At 65.8% G+C, this 17,478-nt stretch carries 17 protein-coding genes; 4 read left to right on the forward strand and 13 right to left on the reverse strand.

All coding sequences use genetic code 11. The annotated features are described in order from the left end of the window. Positions 1-75: 75 nt before the first annotated feature. The gene (locus CJD35_RS10520; protein WP_017184141.1) at positions 76-951 is read left to right on the forward strand and encodes a hypothetical protein; all 876 of its coding nucleotides are present in this window, start codon (positions 76-78) and stop codon (positions 949-951) included. On the opposite strand, the gene CJD35_RS10525 is transcribed toward CJD35_RS10520, so the two are convergent. The 5 genes from CJD35_RS10525 to hrpB all read right to left on the reverse strand — a co-directional run bounded on the left by CJD35_RS10525 (position 908) and on the right by hrpB (position 7,541). Then, on the reverse strand, positions 908-2,899 hold the full coding sequence (locus CJD35_RS10525; protein ID WP_017184142.1) for an ATP-binding protein: 1,992 nt from the start codon (positions 2,897-2,899) through the stop codon (positions 908-910). The two genes, CJD35_RS10520 and CJD35_RS10525, sit on opposite strands and share 44 nt — an antisense overlap. 61 nt (positions 2,900-2,960) lie before the next feature. Continuing rightward, positions 2,961-4,187 (reverse strand): serine palmitoyltransferase, encoded by a 1,227-nt coding sequence (gene spt, locus CJD35_RS10530; RefSeq protein ID WP_017184143.1) that lies wholly within the window; start codon positions 4,185-4,187, stop codon positions 2,961-2,963. A gap of 111 nt (positions 4,188-4,298) precedes the next feature. Further along, a complete protein-coding gene (locus CJD35_RS10535; RefSeq protein ID WP_017184144.1) occupies positions 4,299-4,544 on the reverse strand; it encodes an acyl carrier protein in 246 nt (81 codons plus the stop codon). 119 nt (positions 4,545-4,663) lie between these two features. Continuing rightward, positions 4,664-4,942: an ETC complex I subunit gene (locus tag CJD35_RS10540; RefSeq protein WP_017184145.1), complete on the reverse strand. Its 279-nt coding sequence runs from the start codon at positions 4,940-4,942 to the stop codon at positions 4,664-4,666. A gap of 55 nt (positions 4,943-4,997) precedes the next feature. Next, positions 4,998-7,541, reverse strand: coding sequence for an ATP-dependent helicase HrpB (hrpB, locus tag CJD35_RS10545; protein WP_086485426.1), 2,544 nt, complete (start codon positions 7,539-7,541; stop codon positions 4,998-5,000). Positions 7,542-7,688: 147 nt separating this feature from the next. Between hrpB and CJD35_RS10550 the strand changes: the two genes are divergently transcribed. Continuing rightward, positions 7,689-9,314 carry an ATP-binding protein gene (locus tag CJD35_RS10550; protein WP_095687023.1) on the forward strand — a complete coding sequence of 542 codons (1,626 nt, stop codon included), beginning with the start codon at positions 7,689-7,691 and terminating at the stop codon, positions 9,312-9,314. Here CJD35_RS10550 and CJD35_RS10555 read toward each other — a convergent pair. Together CJD35_RS10555 and CJD35_RS10560 are read right to left on the reverse strand one after the other, a co-directional pair. Beyond that, positions 9,299-10,078, reverse strand: coding sequence for a TSUP family transporter (locus CJD35_RS10555; protein WP_017183140.1), 780 nt, complete (start codon positions 10,076-10,078; stop codon positions 9,299-9,301). The two genes, CJD35_RS10550 and CJD35_RS10555, sit on opposite strands and share 16 nt — an antisense overlap. A gap of 130 nt (positions 10,079-10,208) precedes the next feature. Then, entirely contained in the window at positions 10,209-11,237 is a 1,029-nt protein-coding gene (locus tag CJD35_RS10560) for a polyprenyl synthetase family protein (RefSeq protein ID WP_017183139.1), read from the reverse strand. A gap of 97 nt (positions 11,238-11,334) precedes the next feature. Between CJD35_RS10560 and CJD35_RS10565 the strand changes: the two genes are divergently transcribed. Then, positions 11,335-11,619 carry a chorismate mutase gene (locus CJD35_RS10565; RefSeq protein WP_017183138.1) on the forward strand — a complete coding sequence of 95 codons (285 nt, stop codon included), beginning with the start codon at positions 11,335-11,337 and terminating at the stop codon, positions 11,617-11,619. Here the strand turns inward: CJD35_RS10565 and CJD35_RS10570 are convergent, their stop codons facing one another. The 4 genes from CJD35_RS10570 to CJD35_RS10585 all read right to left on the reverse strand — a co-directional run bounded on the left by CJD35_RS10570 (position 11,620) and on the right by CJD35_RS10585 (position 14,319). Then, entirely contained in the window at positions 11,620-12,513 is an 894-nt protein-coding gene (locus tag CJD35_RS10570) for a DMT family transporter (RefSeq protein ID WP_017183137.1), read from the reverse strand. A gap of 104 nt (positions 12,514-12,617) precedes the next feature. Beyond that, positions 12,618-13,265, reverse strand: a complete 648-nt coding sequence (locus CJD35_RS10575) for a heme exporter protein CcmB (protein ID WP_026002385.1) — start codon at positions 13,263-13,265, stop codon at positions 12,618-12,620. Further along, positions 13,262-13,873, reverse strand: coding sequence for a heme ABC exporter ATP-binding protein CcmA (gene ccmA / locus CJD35_RS10580; protein ID WP_017183135.1), 612 nt, complete (start codon positions 13,871-13,873; stop codon positions 13,262-13,264). Before ccmA ends, CJD35_RS10575 begins: the two co-directional genes overlap by 4 nt. Then, positions 13,870-14,319 (reverse strand): metallopeptidase family protein, encoded by a 450-nt coding sequence (locus CJD35_RS10585; RefSeq protein ID WP_017183134.1) that lies wholly within the window; start codon positions 14,317-14,319, stop codon positions 13,870-13,872. The genes ccmA and CJD35_RS10585 overlap by 4 nt, the downstream gene beginning before the upstream one ends. Here CJD35_RS10585 and CJD35_RS10590 point away from each other — a divergent pair. Next, positions 14,318-14,605: a 4a-hydroxytetrahydrobiopterin dehydratase gene (locus CJD35_RS10590; protein ID WP_017183133.1), complete on the forward strand. Its 288-nt coding sequence runs from the start codon at positions 14,318-14,320 to the stop codon at positions 14,603-14,605. The genes CJD35_RS10585 and CJD35_RS10590 overlap by 2 nt on opposite strands. Before the next feature lie 23 nt (positions 14,606-14,628). Here CJD35_RS10590 and CJD35_RS10595 read toward each other — a convergent pair whose 3' ends face one another. Beyond that, positions 14,629-15,096, reverse strand: coding sequence for a hypothetical protein (locus CJD35_RS10595; protein WP_017183132.1), 468 nt, complete (start codon positions 15,094-15,096; stop codon positions 14,629-14,631). A 29-nt stretch (positions 15,097-15,125) separates the two neighbouring features. After that, positions 15,126-17,459: a patatin-like protein gene (locus CJD35_RS10600; protein WP_017183131.1), complete on the reverse strand. Its 2,334-nt coding sequence runs from the start codon at positions 17,457-17,459 to the stop codon at positions 15,126-15,128. Positions 17,460-17,478 lie beyond the last annotated feature (19 nt).

Genomic DNA, 17,478 nt, shown 5'->3' on the forward strand with positions numbered 1-17,478 from the left:
GTCGAAGCGCTTTACAGTCCCGCGAACAGGAACAGGCCTTCGACAAGCTGAGGCCGAACGGATAAGGGGAGCGCAATGTCCAGCCAACTCCTTCCCCTTGTCGCTGCCGAGATGCTCCAGCCCGCCGATCCGCGTGCGGCGGCCATGGCCGGGGCGATCGCGGCGCAATATCCGCACGCGGCCCGCGCGGTCCTATTCTACGGCTCCTGCCTGCGGGAGGCCAATCTCGACGGGCTGATGCTGGATTTCTATCTGATCGTGTCGGACTATCGCGCCGCTTATGGCAAAAGCTGGCTGGCGCGGGCCAATGCGCTGATCCCACCCAATGTGTTTCCGTTTGAACATAATGGCTTGATCGCCAAATATGCGGTGTTGTCCGAACCGGACTTTGCCCGGCTGTGCAGTCCAGCGGCGGACAATGTGTCGGTCTGGGCGCGCTTTGCGCAGCCGTCGCGATTGCTGTGGGCGGTAGATGAGGATGCGCGGGCGCGGGCCATCGCGGCGGTGGCTCAAGCCGCACCGACCCTATTGTCGCTGGCCCTGCCCATGGCGGAAGGTCAGGATGCGTTGTCCCTGTGGAAGGCGGGCTTCACCCTGACCTACCAGGCCGAGTTGCGGGCGGAGCGCAAGGGGCGGTCGCTGTCCATCGTTGATGCGGACCCCGATCGCTACCGTCGTTTCGGCGAGGCGGCGCTGGCCGATGGCCTGCCCCCATCGCCAGAGCAGGCCGCGCAGCGCTGGCGTGCGCTTCAGCGGCGGGGCAAGTGGCTGTCGGTCGTGAGGCTGGCCAAGGCGAGCTTCACCTATGCGGGTGGGATCGATTATCTGGCGTGGAAAATCAATCGTCATGCGGGGACGGCGATCGTCATCAAGCCATGGCAGCGGCGCTGGCCGCTGCTGGGCGCGCTCACTCTGCTGCCGCGACTGTTCCGTTCTGGTTCGATCCGCTGAGCGCGACGGACAGGGCATTGGCGAGCGACATCAGCGTATAGGGTTTGCGCAGCACTTCATGGCCCGCAAAATCGGCGCTGGCGGTTGCGTCGCCCGCATAGCCGGTGACGAACAGCACCGGCAGATGGCGATATTGCTGTGGCAGGGCGCGGATCATTTCCGGCCCGGTCAGGTCCGGCATCAGCACGTCGCTCATGATCAGGCCAATATCGCTATTATTGGACAGCAGCTTTGCGGCCTTGGACGGATGATCGCAGGCGATGGGCAGGTGCCCCAGTTCCGCCAGCGCCGCCATGGTCTGTTTCAGCACGCGCGGATCATCCTCCACCACCAGGATGCGGGTGGGCGGATGAAGCGTTGCGTCGTGCGGGGAGGATATGGCCTCGCTGGCATCGGCTGCCGCGTCGCCCATCCGCCGGGGCAGGTAGATATGGACGCTGGTGCCCTTGCCCGGTTCGGACTCGATGCGGATTTCGCCTTCGCACTGGCGCACGAAGCCGAAGATCTGGCTGAGGCCCAGACCCGTGCCCTTGCCGACCGGCTTGGTGGTGAAAAACGGCTCGAACACGCGCGCCAGTACCTCGGCGCTCATGCCGCAGCCATCATCAGTGACATTCAGCACGACATAGTCGCCCGCCTGACAATCGCCGACCTCACCCGCCGCTAGCGCGGTCTGGCTGGTGCCGATGGTCAGCCGCCCGCGCCCGTCCATGGCGTCGCGCGCATTGACGCACAGGTTCAGGATCGCATTTTCCATCTGGTGCTGGTCAACGAAGATGCGCCATCCCTGCGCTTTGGGTGCGAGCGCCACGGTGATCTGGTCGCCGATGGTGCGGTCGATAAGGTCCGCCATGCCCGACACAAGCGCATCGGGATCGACTGCGCTGGGCAGCAATGGTTCGGACCGGGCAAAGGCAAGCAGGCGACGCGTGAGGGCGGAGGCGCGATTGGCCCCCTCCATCGCATTGTCGAGATGACGGGATGCTTCCTGCGGCTTTAGCCGGATATTGCGCTTCGCCAGTTCCAGTCCACCGACAACAACGGCCAGCATGTTATTGAAATCATGGGCGATACCACCCGTCAGCTGACCCACCGCATCCATTTTGTGCATCTGGCGCAGATTTTCCTCCGCCGCCGCGCGATCGATCGTTTCCTGTTGCAACCGCTCATAGGCATCGGTCAGTTCCGCCGTGCGTGCGCGCACCGCCAAGTCCAGCCGGTCGGCCCGTTCCGCCTCCGCCTCCGCCAGCCGCCGGGCGTTGCGGCGATCGCTATAGGCGATATGGGCGAACCAGGCAGCGAACAGCACACATACCAGCATCGCCAGCCCCAGCAGGCGTGAGGTCTGCCCCATCCATTCGGTACGGTCCCCCGCGAGCGCCACGGCAAGGCTACGTTCGCGCAGGCGCAGATTTTCCGCCTCTATGACGCGGTTGAGCAGCGCGGTGATGCGTTTCAGGTCGCGCGACGTCCCCGCTTCGTGAAAGCGACCGAGGGCTGCCATCTTCTGGTCGTAGGTGGTGCGCAGGCCGATTTCGTTGAGTGTCTTGCCGCGCGCCATGAAGGCTTTTTGCAGCGCCTCCACATTGCCGCGCTGCCATCCGGTGCCGCGCGTCGCAAAGGCCAGCGCCTTCAGTTGCGCGCCGGCAGTGCGCCACTGGTCCTGAAACAGGCGGCCGGTATCGGGGTTGAGGCCGATGACATAGCGGGCCAGCGTCACTTCCGCGCGTGCGGTCTGGGCCTCAAACGCGCGGGCCAGCGCGATGATCTCGAAACTGCGCTGCTGTTCGGCCAGCGCCAGTTGATGATCGCGCGAGGCGTTGCTGGCGCTATAGAGCAAAGCACCGAGCGACCCGACCAGCAGGATGCCGAGCAGGAATGGCAGCAGGCGTCGCGCCTTAACGCGCAAGCTGCTGCCTTCATGATCCAAAGTGTCGCCGTCCGCCATCACTCGTCACACTAGCGGAACAAGCATAGCAGCGAAACAGCGCTGATCAACGGCGTGCCGGTCAGGCGATCGCGCCGGTCGCCTGACCCGCGGCCTTGAACATGCCGATAATCTGTTCGACCTGTTCGTCGCTATGATCGGCACATAGCGAGCAGCGCAGCAGGAAGGTGCCGGCCGGGGTTGCGGGCGGGCGCGCCATGTTGACGTAGAGGCCCAGTTCCAGCAGCGTCTGCCAGATCGCCACGGCCTGCGCCTGATCGGTCAGGATCACTGCGATGATTGCCGATTGCGGCGTCGTGGTGCCCAGGGTGAAGCCAAGGTCGGTCAGTCCCTGATGCAGCCGCTTGCTGTTCTTCCACAAGTGGGCGCGCTTTTCACCCGCATGCATCAGCTTGCGGATGGAGGTCGCGGCGGTCGCGACCACGCTGGGCGGCAGCGATGCGGTGAACACATAGGGACGGCAGACCAGCCGCATGATCTCAAACTTGGGATGGTTGGAAACGCAGAAGCCGCCGACCGTGCCGACCGATTTGGAAAAGGTGCCGACGACGAAATCCACGTCTTGTTCGACGCCCTGTTCCTCATAGACGCCCCGGCCATTGGGACCGAAAAAGCCCATGCCATGCGCTTCATCGACCAGGATCATGCAATTTTGATGCTTGCGCACCGCGGCCACCATGTCGGGCAGGGGGGCGATGTCGCCCAGCATCGAATAGACGCCTTCCAGCACGACCAGCTTGAGCGCGTCGGCGGGCAGGCGACCCAGGCGCTTGTCCAGATCCTCGACGCTGTTGTGGCGGAAGCGGACGATTTCCGCGTCGCCCAGGAAGCAGCCATCATAGATGGACGCATGGCTGTCAGCGTCCAGCACGACATAGTCGCCGCGTCCGGCCAGCGTCGAAATCATGCCCAGATTGGCCTGATAGCCGGTCGAAAAGACCATGGCGGACGATGTGCCGTAAAATTCCTTGAGCGCGTCCTCGACTTCGCGATGGCCCTGATAGGTGCCGTTGAGGACGCGGCTGCCGGTCGTGCCAGCGCCAAATTCGTCCAGCGCTTTCTTGCCCGCCGCGACCACGTCCGGGTCGAAGGTCATGCCCATATAATTATAGGTGCCCAGCAGGATGGTTTCCTTGCCCTTGATGATCGCGCGCGTGGGAGAAAGCACCTGATCCATCACGATCGAGAAAGGATCGCGCACGCCGGTGTCGAGCAGCGCCTGCCGCTCGGCGATCAGGGGATCGAATTTGGACAGCAGATCGCGGGTTTCAGTGGCGGTGTCGGTCATATCTCTTCTGTCTTTCCCAATTCGTCATGCCGGACCTGATCCGGCATCCAGGGTTCCATGCGGAGTGCCTGGCGCACTGGACCCCGGATCAAGTCCGGGGTGACGACAAACTCAGGCGGCCTTCAGCTTCGCGACGGCATCGACCAGCTGGCCGACCGTCTCAATTTCCGCCTGCATGTTCATGGTGATCAGAATGTCGAATTCATCCTCGATCGCGGCGACGAAATCCATGACCGTCAGGCTGTCCCATTCCAGATCGCCGGCAAAGGTGGTGGTTTCGGTCAGCGCGACGCCCTTCTTGTTGAAGGGGGCGACCTGCGCGGCGACGCTGTCGAAAATTTCGGTGCGATCCGTCATCTTTTGCTTCTGTCTTTCCGTAAAGCACGGCTTTTGCCGCCTTGGCCTGCCCTATGGCAAGTGAATAAGGCGGTAATCGGGCAGCATCGCGCCCGAATTTGCACGGTGTTTTTGCGCCTTTAGCGGAAATTGTCGGCGTAGGCCTGCAATTTCAGCGTCTTGGGCGGCGTCGCTATCACGGTGTAGGGCACACCCTGCTTTTGCGCATAGGCGATGGCGGCTTCCTGCGAGGGGAAGCTGAGCTTGAGCTGCTGCTGCGTGTCGCCGGAGCCTGCCCATCCGGTCAGCGGATCGGCCTGCTTCGCTTCTGCCGGTGCATATTCCAGCACCCATTTATGGGTCAGCGCCTTGCCCGATTGCAGGGCGTTCTTCTGGATCTGGTAAATGCGCGCGCTCATCGCGAAAGACTCCGGTAAATCGTCATGCTGCGTTGCACCAGCGTCCGGCGTGAAGTCAAGTGCGCGTGCGGGCATCGGCGCGCTTGGTGCGCAACGTGGGCGGGGCGGCGGTCGGATCGTCGGGCCAGGGATGGCGGGGGTAGCGGCCGCGCATTTCCTTCGCCACATCGCGCCAGTTGCCCGCCCAGAAGCCGGGCAGGTCGCGCGTGGTCTGGATCGGGCGGCCAGCGGGCGAGGTGAGCGACAGGACGAGCGGGATGCGCGCGCTGCCCACGGTCGGGTGCTCGGCCAGGCCGTAGAGCGCCTGTACCCGCAATTCGACGCGCGGGCCGCCATCGGCCATATAGTCGATCGCATGGCTGCTGCCTGCCGGGGAGCGGAAATCGGGCGGGGCCAGCCGGTCCACCTGCTGCTTGCCGTCCCAGCCGATCAGGCCGTCCAGCACCCCCGACAAGTGCGACCGGTCGATGTCCGACAGGCGGCGCTTGCCCGCCAGCAGCGGCGGGAGCCATTCGTCCAGGCTGGCGATCAGGGCGGCATCGGACAGCGCCTCCACCCCGGCAAAGTCGGCGCGCATCCGCAGCGACTGCGCGGCCTCCGACCAGGGAAGCAGATCGAGGCCCCCCTGTCGCACGCCGTCCAGCAGCGCCGCCACCACCGCCGCCGGATCGGGCCGGTCGTCGGAGCCTGACGACAGGCGCACCGCGCCCAGCCGCCGTTCCCGCAGCGCCTCTATCCCGCCATTGGCGGGGCGGAAGCGGACGGTGCGGCTGGTGATGATCCGGTCCGGAAACAGCGCCAGCACGTCCGCTTCGGCGATCGGCGCGGCGGACAGGATGCGCGCGCCTGCCGCGCTGCCCTGCACCTCTCCCACCGCCAGCCATTCTTCGCGGGCGAGCGGCGACAGGGGGTCGAGCCGAAAACCGCGCCCGCCCACACTGGCCCAGTCCGCGCCATCGGCGGAGCGGCGTTTCGACACGCGATCGGGAAAGGCGAGCGCAAGGCAGAGGCCGGTGGCTTCCGTCGCGCTGACTGTTCCCCTCCCGCTTGCCGGAGGGGTTAGGGGAGGGCGTGTCGCTAGATTAGCTGGTACAGACCCTCCCCCGGCCCCTCCCGCAAGCGGGAGGGGAGCAAGATGGTTGGGCGTCGCCACAAGACCCGCCCAGCGCTTGGCCAGCGCGCGGCCAGCATCGGCCCGCTTGCCGCCCTCCCGCCGCCAGCGTTGCAGGCGCAGCGTAAGGTCTGTGTCCTGTCCGCCAATGCCGCGTTCGCCCAGCAGCACGGCAATATCGGCGGCGGTCTGCGCCAGCCCCATTTCGGCGGCGCGCACCAGCATATGCGCGATGCCCGGGCTGAGCGGCAGTTTCGCCAGCGCCTTGCCATGGGGCGTGATCCGACCGTCGCCATCCAGCGCCTCCAGCGCGGTCAGCCTTGCCCGCGCCTCGGCGACGGCTGCGGCGGGCGGGGGATCGAGCCAGCGCAGCGTCCCCGGATCGCTCACGCCCCACAGCGCGCAATCGAGCAGCAGGCTGGAAAGGTCGCTTTCCAATATCTCCGGCGGATCGAAGGGGGGCATGCCAGCGTTCGCGGCTGCTTCCCACAGGCGATAGGCGACGCCGGGCCGCTGCCGCGCGGCGCGGCCCGCACGCTGGGTCGCCGACGCCTGGCTTGCCCGTTCGGTCACCAGCCGGGTGACGCCCGCCGCCCTGTCATAACGGGGGCGCCGCGCCAGCCCGCTGTCGACGACGATCCGCACACCATCGATGGTCAGGCTGGTTTCCGCGATGCTGGTCGCCAAAATGACCTTTCGCACGCCCGACCGCGATGGCCGGATCGCGGCCCGCTGGGCGGCGGGACCAAGCGATCCGTGGAGGAGATGCACGTCATAGGGGCCGCCGTCGATCCGCTCCGCCGTGCGTTCAATCTCTCGCACGCCCGGCAGGAAGGCGAGCAGGTCGCCTTCCGCTTCCTCGCTGATGGCGCGGCGGATGGCGGCGGCCATCTCATCCTCGATCCGTCGTTCCGCATGGCGGCCGATATGACGCAGTTCGAGCGGCTGGATGCGGCCTTCGCTCTCGATCACCGGTGCGTCGCCCAGCAAGGCGGCGAAGCGCGCGCCGTCGAGGGTTGCGGACATGGGCACGATGCGCAGGTCCGGGCGCAGCGCCTCCTGCGCGTCGAGCGCCAGCGCGAGGCCGAAATCGCTGTCCAGACTACGCTCATGCACTTCGTCGAACAGCACCGCCGACACGCCCGTCAGTTCGGGGTCGTCCTGAATTCGGCGGACGAAAATGCCCTCCGTCAGCACCAGCAGACGGGTACGCGCCGACATTTTGCTGTCCATCCGCGTGGCATAGCCGACCGTGCCGCCCGGCTGTTCGCCCAGCATTTCGGCAATCCGTTCGGCAGCGGCGCGGGCCGCAAGGCGGCGGGGGGAAAGCAGCAAGACCTGCCTGCTGCACCATGGTTCGTCCAGCAGCGCGGGCGCCACCGCCGTCGTCTTGCCAGCCCCCGGCGGCGCGACCAGCACGGCGTTGCTGCCGGTGCGCAGCGCAGCGAGCAGATCGGGCAGGACGGCATGGATGGGCAGGGCGCTCATGGCCCTTCCTCTCGCCCCATTGACGCGAAATCGCAAGCGGAACGGAAATTGCGCGGTGAGGGAAAGATTAGCCGTTTCAGGCGTTTGCGTGATAGGCAGAAATTATAGCCCTTGCGCGCGCGAGCATGGGTGGGGGATAAACAGGGCATGTCGGCATTTACCGAAGATGCGGAACGCTATCGTACGCTGTTTGAAACGATGGACGAAGGCTTTTGCGTCATCGAATTTTTCGACGGGCCGCATGGACCGTTAAGCGACTATATTCATATCGAGGCGAACCCGGCCTATGAACGCCATGCCGGCATTTCCAATGTCGTTGGCCAGACATTGCGTGAAATGGTTCCGGACGAGGCCGATGGCTGGCTGGAACTATATGGCCGCGTGTTGCGCACCGGGGAGCCGATCCACTTCCAGCGCGAACTGATCGCTACCGGCCGCCATCTCGACATTTCCTCCTTTCGCATCGGCGCGCTGGAGGACAAGCAGGTTGCGGTTCTGTTCAAGGATGTGACCCATCGCATTCGCATCGAAACCGAGTTGCGGCAGCTGAACGAAACGCTGGAGACGCGGATCGCGCAGGCGCTGGCCGAGCGGGAGGAAGCGGAAGCCGCGCTGCGACATGCGCAGAAGATGGAGGCGGTGGGGCAATTGACCGGCGGCCTGGCCCATGATTTCAACAATTTGCTGGCCGGGATTTCCGGCGCGTTTGAAATGATCGGCCTGCGCCTGGCCGAGGGACGCACGGCGGATGTCGAACGCTATCTGGCCGCCGGGCAGGGTGCGACCCGGCGCGCTGCATCGCTGACCCACCGGCTGCTGGCCTTTTCCCGCCGTCAGACGCTGACGCCCAAGCCAACTGTCATCAACCGCCTGTTCACCGACTTTACCGAACTGGTGCGCCGGACCGTCGGGCCGCAGATCGAGGTGCAGACGATTGCGGCGAGCGGGTTATGGCCTGCGCTGGTCGATGCCAACCAGCTGGAAAATGCGCTGCTCAACCTGTGCATCAATGCGCGCGACGCCATGCCGGACGGGGGCAAGATCACGATCGAGACCGCCAATCGATGGCTGGATGATCGCACCGCGCGCGACCATGGTCTGACGCCGGGCCAATATGTCACCGTGTCCGTCAGCGATACCGGGACCGGCATTGAAAAGACGATTCTGGACCGGGTGTTCGATCCCTTCTTCACTACCAAGCCGATGGGGCAGGGGACAGGGCTGGGCCTGTCGATGGTCTATGGCTTTGCCCGGCAGAGCCACGGCCATGTCCGCCTCTATTCCGAAATCGGACAGGGGACGACGGTGTGCGTCTATCTGCCGCGCCATCGCGGCGAAGAGGATGAGGAAAGTCCGGCCCTGCCCGACGCCGCCACCGAAGCCGAAGCGGGCGAGACGGTGCTGGTGATCGACGATGAACCATCGGTCCGCATGCTGATGGTCGATGCCCTGACCGATCTTGGCTATGTCTGCGTCGAAGCGGGCGATGGGCCATCGGGCCTCAAGGTGCTGGAATCACCGGCGCGGATAGACCTGCTGGTTACCGATGTCGGCTTGCCGGGCGGGCTGAACGGGCGGCAGGTAGCCGACGCGGCGCGGGCGTTGCGGCCGGACCTGCGCATCTTGTTCGTGACGGGTTATGCTGAGAATGCCGTGTTGAACCACGGGCATATCGAACATGGCATGGAAGTGCTGACCAAGCCCTTCGCCGTTGAGGAATTGCGCCGCCGGGTCGCCGCCTTGCTCCAGTCCGACGATCAGCCGAACAGGTAGATGTGAATCGGGTTCTTCGGATCGATCAGCATCTTGGTCGTCAGCGCCAGCGACATGATGATCAGCAGCGGCTTGATCAGCCTGGAACCAAAACGCATGGCCAGATGCGATCCCACCTGCCCGCCGATGATACTGCCGATCGCCATGGTGAGGCCCGCGACCCATAGCACATGGCCGCCAGCCACCATGGTCAGCAGGCCCGCAACATTGCTGGCGAAATTGGCGGCCTTGGTCTGGGCGGTGGCGCGCAGGATCGACAGGCCGCCCAGCGCCAGAAAGATGGTGGTGTAGAAAGCGCCCGCGCCCGGACCGAAAAAGCCGTCGTAAAAGCCGATGACGCCGATCAGGCCGCTTAGCGCAGCAATGCCGACGCGCGCGTGCCGGTCTGCCTCGCCCAGTTTGGGAGAGAAGGTGAAATAGGCGGCGATGGTGATGAGCAGGGCAGGCATAAGCCCGGCTAGGATCGATGGATCGACCCGCTGGAGCAGCCATGCGCCGCCGACCGATCCGATGAAGGCGGCGATCACCGGCGCCTTGTAGGTTTTGAGGTCCATATGCCCGCGCCGGGCATAGGCGAGGCACGCACCGAATGTGCCAAAGCAGCTTTGCAGTTTGTTGGTGGCGACAGCCTGCACCGGCGGAATGCCAGCAGCCATCAGCGCGGGCAGGGTGATAAGCCCGCCGCCACCTGCCATCGCGTCGATGCAACTCGCCGTCAATGCGGCGGCCATCAGGAAGGCGAGGGTTTCGGGAGTCAGGATCATGGGTGCTTTGGCCCGCCACCCCATCCCGTTCGGGCTGAGCCTGTCGGAGCCTGATACTTTCTAAGAAGAATGACCCTTCGAAACAGGGCGAACGGCCTTTGCTGGTCAGACGAAACGCGGACCCAAATCCTCAATAGGCGCGGATCGTTGCAAATTCGACGGCTTCGGTCAGCGCGGCCTTGGCCTTGCCATTGTCGAACATGCCCAGCGCGTCGATCGCGCGCTGGCCGTAATGGCGGGCGCGGGCGAGCGTGTCGGCGATCGCGCCGGTGCGGCGCAGCAGGCCGGTGGCGTGGGTCAGATCATCATCGCTGATCTTGTGACCCGCGATCGCCGCCTTCCAGAAGGCGCGATCCTCATCGCTGCCACGGGCATAGGCCAGGATCACCGGCAGCGTCACCTTGCCATCGCGGAAATCATCGCCAGCATCCTTGCCCATGGTCGCGCCATCCGATTCATAATCGATCGCGTCGTCGATCAGCTGGAAGGCGATGCCCAGATTGCGGCCATAGACGTCGAGCGCCTGCTCCTCCCGCTCGTCCCGGTCGGCGACCACGGCGGAAATGCGGCAGGCGGCGGCGAACAGCGCTGCGGTCTTGGCGCCGATAATGTCGAGATACTGGTCCTCGCTGGTGTCGATCTTGCGCTGGGCGGTCAGCTGGTTGACTTCGCCCTCCGCGATCACCGCCGATGCGTTGGCCAGGATTTTCAGGACTTTGAGCGATTCCGCCTCGACCATCAGCTCGAAGGAGCGGGAGAAGAGGAAGTCGCCGACCAGCACGCTGGCGCTGTTGCCCCAGATGATGTTGGCGGTCTTGCGGCCCCGGCGCAGGCCCGATCCATCGACGACATCGTCATGCAACAGCGTGGCGGTGTGGATGAATTCGACCGCGGCGGCCAGCTTGTAGTGGCGCGATCCGGCATAGCCGACCAGATCGGCGCAGGCCAGAGTCAGCATAGGCCGCAGCCTCTTGCCGCCGCCTGCAATCAAATGCCCGGCCAGTTCGGGGATCAGCGGGATGCGCGACTGCATCCGGTCCAGAATCACGGCATTGACCTGGTTCATGCCATCGGCGACCAGATTCATGATGGGGGCCAGCGACGGCGCGCTTTTGGCGCGGCCGATGGGGTGGACGTTACCGGGGGCGGGTGCTGTCATGATGTGCGTCCCTTGGCCGGGCAAAATGCAGATGGCAAGCGGGAATAGCTTGCCTGTGAGGCCAGATGGCGCAAAAAGCGCGCCGATTGACCGGAGGATGAACGTGACCGACACATTGCAGCGCTACCGCGAAAGCATCGACAATATCGACGCCGCGCTGGTGTTCATGCTGGCCGAGCGGTTCAAGGTGACGCAGGCGGTGGGCGAATATAAGGCGAGCCATGCGCTGCCCCCGGCCGATCCGGGGCGGGAGGAACGGCAGGTTGCCCGGTTGCGGCAGCTGGCGCTGGACGCGAAGCTGGACCCTGACTTCACCGAAAAATTCCTGCGCTTCATCATCGACGAAGTGATCCGCCATCATGAAAGGCTGCGCGAAGGCTGATCAGGCCGGTTCGGTCAGGTCCGCTTGTCTGGCGGGCGCCGATCGACCGAGCAGCACCCCGCCCAGCGCCAGCGCAAAACCGACAAGCTGGATAGGGCCAAGCCGTTCGCCAAAGAGCAGCCAAGCCTCGATCGCGGCCAGGGGCGGGACGAGCAGCAACAGCATCGACATGGCGGTCGGCCCCTGATGGCGGACCAGCCAGACGAGCAGACTGAGACCAGCCGCCGACAGGACAAGCACCGACCAGCCGAGCGCGGCCCAGAGCATGGGATCATTGTCCCAACGCCATTCGCCCACGATCAGCGTGGCGGTGATCGCGACCAGTGCGCCGCCGATATTCTGCACCCCGCCCGACACCAAAATCGGATCACCCGCCAGTCCGCCGCGCTGAATCAACGTGCCGCCGGTCATGGCGATGACCGCGACCAGACCCGCAATCGCCAACCCGATGGAGATGGAGCCGGTGCCGCTGCGCATGATGGCGGGCAGCAGGACGCAGGTGACGCCCAGGATCGCGATGGCAAGTCCCACCCAGGTGCGGCGCGGTAGCCGGTCGCCCAGCAGGACGACGCTGGCGACCGCGACCATCAGCGGCTGGAGCGCCCCCAGCAGCGACATGATCCCGGCGGGCATGCCACGGCTGATCGCCCACCAGCCGACCGTAAGATAGACGCCGTGCAACATGGCGCCGGCAAGCAGGTGGAGGGCCAGCCTGCGCCCGCGCGGAAAGTCCTGCCGCGCGAACAGGGCCGCGCCGCACAATAGAATCGCAACCAGCGTCAGGCGGATCGCCAGCACCAGTTCTGGCGCGCCGTGCGGCACCGTCGCGCGGGCGACGATGAATCCGGTGGACCAGATCAGGACGAACAGGATCGAGGCGGCAAGGGCAAGCATGGGGCGGCTGTGGCGCAGGCGAAGGGCGATGTCGAGAGGCGGAAGGAGCAGGGCCGTGTCGGGCTTGTTCGCCTTTTACAGCCTCGCGATCGGCGGATGCCGGACTATTCCCGCCCCGCCCGTATCGCTGCGCCACCGGCAAATGGCGTGATCGCGACCAGCAGCATCGAGGCGGCGGCGAGGAATTTGAGTGCTGCGCCACTGCCATCGCCCAGCGTGCCGGCGCCAAAGATCAGCAGCGGCACCGCCAGCGGCAGAGCGAGCAATCCCGCCAGCGCACCGCTGGATCGCAGGCCCGCCGTCAGCGTCGCGACCAGCAGGCCGAGCGCCGCCAGCGCAGGCGTGCCGATCAGCAGGCCAGCCTCGAGCATCCAGATCGTCCCGCCATCCAGCTTCAGCAAGGCGGCGGCGGGCAGGGTGGCGATCATCAGCGGCGGGCCAAAGCCCAGCCAGTGAGCGATCAGCCGGGCCAGCACGACCATTTCGTCGCCAATGCCGCGCAGCGCCATCTGATCCAGCACCCCCGCGTCGCGATCCGGCGCGATCAGCCGGTCGACCGGCAGCAGGCTGGCCAGCAGCGCGGCGATCCACACCATCCCGCCCCCGGTGCGGCGCAGCAGGCCAAGGTCCGGGCCGACAGCAAAGGGATAGAGGCTGGCGACCAGCAGCAGGAAGGCAACCGGCAGCCACAGGCCCGACGAGCGCCAGGCGGTGCCCAGATCGCGCGAGGCGAGCAACCAGAGCATCCTCATGCGTCCCACTCCGCCGGATCGGGCAGATGGTCAGCCAGCGACAGCACGACCGGCGCGCCCAGCGGCAGTGGCTGGTGCGACGCTGTAACGACGATGCCGCCGCCCGCCAGATGCGCGGACACGGCCGATCCCAGCAGGGCCAGCGAGGCGCTGTCCAGACCATTGCCCGGCTCGTCCAGCAACCAGATCGGCGCGCCGCTGGCGATGACCCGCGCCAGCATCGCCCGCTTGCGCTGCCCGGTCGACAGCATCCGAACCGGCACGTCGGAAAGCCGCGTAAGCGCCATAGCCTCGAGCGCCGCGGCGACGGCATTCGCGGCGCTGCCGTCCAGTCGCGCCCAGAAATGGAGGGCGCGCGCCAGCGGCAATTCACTGTCGAGCGCCAGCCGCTCATCGGCCAGCGCGACCGCGCCATGGCGTTCCATCGTGCCGGAAAAGGCGGGGAGAAGCCCCGCGCATAGCCGCAACAGGCTGGATTTGCCGACGCCATTGGGGCCGGTCAGCAACGCGCTGGCGCCTGCATCGAGCGTCAGGTTGACGCCGCGAAACAATATCCGTCCGCCGCGCAGGCAGGCGACGTCCGACAGGGCCAGCGCCGCACGGCTCATGGCGCGACCATATCCTCCAGCACATGCATGTCGATGTCCGACAGGCCGAAATGATGGCCGATTTCATGGACGACCACATGGGTGATCAGCGCGTCCAGCGGCACCCCGGTTTCGATCCATTCGTCCAGCAGGGGTCGGCGGAACAGATGGACGGTGGGCGGCGCATCCCCGGTCTGCGCCTCCTGCCCGACGGGGCGGCCGGTATAGAGGCCGGTCAGGCCGAACGGATCGTCAATGTCCATGTCCTTGAGCGTCTGCGCATCGGCAAATTCCTCAACGAACAGGACGACATTGTGCAGATGGTCGGTAAAGGGGGCGGGCAGGCGCGCCAGCGCTTCAAGCGCCAGCGCCTCAATATCCTGCGCAGTGGGAGCGAAGCGGTGCGGTTGACCTTCGTGCGACATGGCTGCCACATAGGCGAAACTATTTTCAGAGGATAGGGACATGATCGAGAAGCTGAGCGATGAGGCGCGCGCGCTGGCGCTGGCCGACCTGCCCGAATGGTTGGTGGTCGCGGAGCCGGACGGCATTTCGCGCCGTTTCACCTTTCCGGATTTCGTCGCCGCCTTCGGTTTCATGACGCAGGTGGCGATCTTGGCCGAGAAGGCGGATCATCATCCCGAATGGAGCAATGTCTATAACCGGGTGGACATGGTTTTGACCACGCATGACGCAGGCGGCCTGTCGCAGCGGGACATTGACCTGGCGCACCAGGTCGACGGGTTGTTGTAATACTGAACGGATGGGGGGAGCGCCTATTCTTCGTCGCGCCCTTCGATCCGGTCCTCATATCCATGCAGTGCGGCGGTGACGGACGGATCGGCGGCGTAGCGGCGGCGGAGCGTCGCCAGCGTCGCGTCGGACCCGTGGCACAGTTCCGCGACATTTTCCTCGATATAGGCGCGCCGTTCCGCATCATAGGCTTCTTCGCCCCGGAAATGGTCGCAACTGTCGCGCTCCACCATGAACTGGGTCACTTCGCGCGGGAATGGGGCCGCGCTGGCGGCGACGTCCGACGGCGGCAGGTCGAGCGAATGCCATGGCGCGGGCTGGGCGCGAACGGTAACGACCGGCCCGGCTTTGGGCCGCGGCGGTGGGCTGACGACCGCTTTGGGCGGGGGTGGCGGGGCAGGCGCGGGAACGACCGGCGGGCTGGGGCTGGGATCGGCCTGCGCAACCTGCGGTGACGAATCTCCGCAGCCGGCGACGAGCGCCAGCGTCATGCCTATCGGAACCAGCCTCAAACGCCTGCTCACCCGATTTCCTCCCGCAAGCTGGCGATCAGGTCCGCGGCATGCGGTAGCCGCGACTCTTCTTCGTCCAGGATCGCCAGAAAAGCCGCTCGCCTATAGTCGCGCAGCGCGTCGGGGGAAAGGCGGCTTGCGGTGGGCATGGCTGAAATCACGATGTCCAGCAGCCGCTCGACCCCATGCAGGCGGCCCCACAGATAGTCATTTTCCCGATAGACCCGGCTGAAGAAAGCGCCGAAATTATTGAATTCAATGCCTTTAAGTGTGGCGGCAGCGCCGCCGGGCCGGATCGCGGAGCAATCTTCGGGCGAAATCCGGTCGACCTTCACCGGATCATATTCGTCCATAGTGTCACCCTGAAGCAACGGTAGGGTGGCTATGTCATAGAAGGGGAAGCCGAGATAAGCGAGCAGCATGGACCTGCGACCGGCCTTGGGCAGGGCGGCGAAGGCTTCGGCCAGGATCATCTCCGCACCCTCGTCCCGCGTCCGCAGGCCGCGTTCCTGCGCGACCGCTTCCAGTGCGGCGGCGGCATCGCCCGGCACATCGCGCGCGGCGGCCAGCACGGCGGCCCCGTGAAAATCGCTCTCCTCGCATTCGGCATAGAGCGCCAGCGCGCGGTAGATCGCGTCATGCATTGCCAGCACCGCTTCATCCTCCGCCGCGCCCTCGCTTTCCAGCGTGTCGGCCAGATGCCGCGCCAGAAAGCGCAGGCGGCGAATGCGGAACGCCAGATCATGGGTGCGGAAGAAGGTGACCGGGCCGGAAGCCGACCCGCCGCTCCCGTCCAGTTGATCCGCGCCATCCTTGCGCACCTGTGCCCATATCGCCGCGCGATAGGTTTCGCGCAGCATCCGGCTGTCCTCCCCCGACAGGCGGAACAGCAAGGTTGCGAGCGATTCGACGATGCCTGACAATTTGAGGTGGCCATAGGCGGGAAAGGCGAAACCGGCGGAACTGGCCGCCCGCTGCTGCGCCTTGGCGCGCCAGGCCGACAGGCGCGACGGGGTTGGCCGGTCGAGGAACAGCATCCCGCCGATCGCCCCTTCCACCTCCGCCTCGATACCGGGGCGCAGCGCGTTCAATATGCGGCGCATCCGGCGAATGCGCGAGGAATGGCGGTCGATCGCCTCCAGATTGTCGCGAATCGGCTGTTCGCGCGGAATGTCGCTCAGCGCGCCGAAGATGGTGCGGAAGAAGCCGGGCAGCGGCGCATCCTCGCCCGTGGGCACCGCGACCTGATCGCCATGGCGGTTGAGCTGGATGGTGCGATGTCCAGGCTTTGGATCGATATAGACGAAGCGCCGGTCGACCTCCCGCCGCGATGGCCGGTTGCGCAGCGCGCCGATGGCCTGCGCGAAGGGCGCATTGGCCAGCACCGACCCGTCGATCAGCACCGCATCCTCGGCCGTGCCGCGCGCCCAGTGACGCGGCAGCGCGCGGGCCAGGAAGGCATCGCGCGTCGGCCAATTGCGATGGCGGCGCTTGAGCACCCGGTCCAGTTCCCGCACGGTGAAGGGGGGGAAGGCGCCCGGAAAGCTGGCGGTGGCGCGCGCCGCGAACACCAGTTCGGCGGTATCGGCAAATTCGCGCGCTCCCCGACCCCGTGCCCGGAAGCCGATCGACAGGCGATGTTCGGTCTCGATCACCTGGCGCGGGCTGTTGAGGGTCAGGCTTTGCGGATGCCCTTCAAAATCGGTGACGGTGACGAACAGGTCGAGCGGATGGCCGTCAGGCAACAGCACCGGCCCGCGCTCGCTGGCCGCCATCGCGTCGAAGGCGTCGAGGATCAGCGTCGTGAAAATCTCCCCGCCAAAGGGCGGTTCGAACCAGCGGGAGCGGATGAAGCGGGACAATTTCATCCGCACTTCCTCGCGCGTGTCCGGCGCGACCGTGCGCTCCACCGCATCGCCGGGCCGCCGCGCCGCCATCCAGACCAGCGGCGTCGCCCAGAATTTTGTGAGCGCGCGGGTCGGGCGGGCGTCGGGATCGAGCAGGCTGTCGACATCGGCATTGTCGAGCCACAGGTTGGTCAGCGGCTCCAGCGACTGGCCGGTCTCGATCGCCTGCGCCAGAAAGATGCCATTGATGCCGCCGGCGCTGGCCCCGGCGATAATGTCCGGCAGCACGCGCAGCCGCACCCCGCTGGCTTCCTCCATATCGGCAAGCAACTTGTGATAGATGGCCTCGCTGCCTGTCTCCGGCTGCACGCCGTCATGATAGGCGCGGCTGGCGCGCGCCAACCGCCATACCTCCTTGGTGATGCCATGCATGTAAATGGCCAGGCTGATGCCGCCATAGCAGACCAGCCCAAGCCTGAGTTCCCTCTCCTTCATGGCGTGAACGTCGCAGAGC

This window comes from Sphingobium xenophagum (assembly GCF_002288285.1).
Taxonomy (GTDB): Bacteria; Pseudomonadota; Alphaproteobacteria; order Sphingomonadales; family Sphingomonadaceae; genus Sphingobium; species Sphingobium xenophagum.

What these genes read in the sequence shown, in the direction of transcription:
- CJD35_RS10525 (WP_017184142.1), bottom strand. Translation starts at nt 2,899, where the DNA reads ATGGCGGACGGCGACACTTTGGATCATGAAGGCAGCAGCTTGCGCGTT.
- CJD35_RS10520 (WP_017184141.1), top strand. Translation starts at nt 76, where the DNA reads ATGTCCAGCCAACTCCTTCCCCTTGTCGCTGCCGAGATGCTCCAGCCC.
- CJD35_RS10575 (WP_026002385.1), bottom strand. Translation starts at nt 13,265, where the DNA reads ATGAGGATGCTCTGGTTGCTCGCCTCGCGCGATCTGGGCACCGCCTGG.
- CJD35_RS10560 (WP_017183139.1), bottom strand. Translation starts at nt 11,237, where the DNA reads ATGACAGCACCCGCCCCCGGTAACGTCCACCCCATCGGCCGCGCCAAA.
- ccmA (WP_017183135.1), bottom strand. Translation starts at nt 13,873, where the DNA reads ATGAGCCGTGCGGCGCTGGCCCTGTCGGACGTCGCCTGCCTGCGCGGC.
- CJD35_RS10595 (WP_017183132.1), bottom strand. Translation starts at nt 15,096, where the DNA reads ATGACGCTGGCGCTCGTCGCCGGCTGCGGAGATTCGTCACCGCAGGTT.
- CJD35_RS10585 (WP_017183134.1), bottom strand. Translation starts at nt 14,319, where the DNA reads ATGTCCCTATCCTCTGAAAATAGTTTCGCCTATGTGGCAGCCATGTCG.
- CJD35_RS10550 (WP_095687023.1), top strand. Translation starts at nt 7,689, where the DNA reads ATGTCGGCATTTACCGAAGATGCGGAACGCTATCGTACGCTGTTTGAA.
- hrpB (WP_086485426.1), bottom strand. Translation starts at nt 7,541, where the DNA reads ATGAGCGCCCTGCCCATCCATGCCGTCCTGCCCGATCTGCTCGCTGCG.
- CJD35_RS10565 (WP_017183138.1), top strand. Translation starts at nt 11,335, where the DNA reads ATGAACGTGACCGACACATTGCAGCGCTACCGCGAAAGCATCGACAAT.
- CJD35_RS10600 (WP_017183131.1), bottom strand. Translation starts at nt 17,459, where the DNA reads ATGAAGGAGAGGGAACTCAGGCTTGGGCTGGTCTGCTATGGCGGCATC.
- spt (WP_017184143.1), bottom strand. Translation starts at nt 4,187, where the DNA reads ATGACCGACACCGCCACTGAAACCCGCGATCTGCTGTCCAAATTCGAT.
- CJD35_RS10570 (WP_017183137.1), bottom strand. Translation starts at nt 12,513, where the DNA reads ATGCTTGCCCTTGCCGCCTCGATCCTGTTCGTCCTGATCTGGTCCACC.
- CJD35_RS10535 (WP_017184144.1), bottom strand. Translation starts at nt 4,544, where the DNA reads ATGACGGATCGCACCGAAATTTTCGACAGCGTCGCCGCGCAGGTCGCC.
- CJD35_RS10555 (WP_017183140.1), bottom strand. Translation starts at nt 10,078, where the DNA reads ATGATCCTGACTCCCGAAACCCTCGCCTTCCTGATGGCCGCCGCATTG.
- CJD35_RS10590 (WP_017183133.1), top strand. Translation starts at nt 14,318, where the DNA reads ATGATCGAGAAGCTGAGCGATGAGGCGCGCGCGCTGGCGCTGGCCGAC.
- CJD35_RS10540 (WP_017184145.1), bottom strand. Translation starts at nt 4,942, where the DNA reads ATGAGCGCGCGCATTTACCAGATCCAGAAGAACGCCCTGCAATCGGGC.